We start from the raw sequence: 1,364 nt of genomic DNA, 5'->3' as shown, positions 1-1,364 counted from the left end.
AGGTTGTTTTAAATGGAGATTCTAATTCTAGAGAAATAAAAGGAGAACTTATCAAAAAGAGTTCAGTGCAAAATTCGGATGGAAAGATAGAAAAAGAGATATTATATCAGGGAGCAGTATACTATAGAGATGGTAGTCTTCACTTATCAGATGCCACTGGCTCTAACAATAAAGAAAAGGGTGACTTAAAACATACACGTCTTTTAATGCAGGAATTTTCTATTTCGAGGTCTAGTTTAAAAGGCTTAGAAGTCGTTCGGAAAGGCTATAGCTTGGAGACCGGTTCTGCCAGCATCACCTATAAGCTTAAAAATGAACAAGTAAATGATTATTTAGGTTTAGAAAGTGGTGCCCAAATTAATATGGACATCAATATTTTTGAACCGACGATAGCAGGTAAAAGTTATGGTTATACTGTGATTTTTAGAAAAGATAATCTTTATCATTCAGAAGGCATTGTAGGGAAATTAGAGGAAAATTAGTCATGAGCGATAGTAAAATAACTATCTTGGATTCTGAGAAGTAGGAGTAATTTATGACAAAAAAATTAGCGTTGACAGCAATACTTTTGGGAGTGGCGTTGTTGACTCTATCTGGATGTAGTCTAAAGAGTAGTCGAAGATTTATTGAAGGGAAGGCTGCTGAGCTCAGCAAGGTCTACCCGACGGAGAATCTGGAAGATTTGTTTGAAAAATTCCCGGATGGGTTTGGTATTTTTAGTGACGATATTTATGATTATAAAGAAGGGGAAGGCTATTTTTACCAATCTATTGAACTAAAGGGTGATGCTGAGAATAAAGTGGTTAGAGGAACTTTTAAGAAGAAAAAAGTCAGCATAGATGAGAATAAAAAACGAACGGAAGAAGTACTCTATGAAGGTGGAGTGATTTATAAGGATGGAACGATTCAATTGACGGATCCTCAGGCAAATGCGACGATAAGGAATCCTAAACTATTGCTCCAAGAATTTACGATTAATAGAAATACTCTGTCGAAATTAAAAATGGGGAGAAAAAGCTACAGTGTTGAAACAGGGAGCGCAGATATTGACTATACTCTATCGGATCCGATTTTAAACAACTACATGGGAGTTGAGCAGAATAAAGAACTAAAAATGGTGATTTATATCATGCATGAAACCATTAAAAATATGGCCTATAGCTATACTTTAGAAATTCAAGACGGGCAAAATACACATGCGGAGATTATCAGTGGTTATAAAAGTCGAAAAGAAAAAGAATAATGGATAAATTTATGACAAAAAAATTAGCGCTAACAGCAGTACTTTTGGGAATGGCACTATTGACATTGACAGGTTGTTTTATGAAAAGCAGCCGAAGATTTATTGAAGGGAAGGCCTCAGG

General features: G+C 35.4%; 2 protein-coding genes. Both read left to right on the top strand.

The window, feature by feature from the left end:
- On the top strand, window positions 1-482 hold a 482-nt coding region (locus tag HMPREF9423_RS12475), incomplete at its 5' end, for a hypothetical protein (protein ID WP_006149572.1).
- A gap of 53 nt (window positions 483-535) precedes the next feature.
- Complete coding sequence (locus HMPREF9423_RS11720) at window positions 536-1,243, top strand: hypothetical protein (RefSeq protein WP_006149570.1); 708 nt, start codon at window positions 536-538, stop codon at window positions 1,241-1,243.
- Window positions 1,244-1,364 lie beyond the last annotated feature (121 nt).

This window comes from Streptococcus infantis ATCC 700779 (genome assembly GCF_000187465.1).
GTDB classification, from domain to species: domain Bacteria; phylum Bacillota; class Bacilli; order Lactobacillales; family Streptococcaceae; genus Streptococcus; species Streptococcus infantis.
This window is presented reverse-complemented; position numbering and strand designations above follow the sequence as displayed.

Coding starts and splice junctions, on each gene's coding strand:
- HMPREF9423_RS11720 (WP_006149570.1), top strand. CDS start 536: ATGACAAAAAAATTAGCGTTGACAGCAATACTTTTGGGAGTGGCGTTG.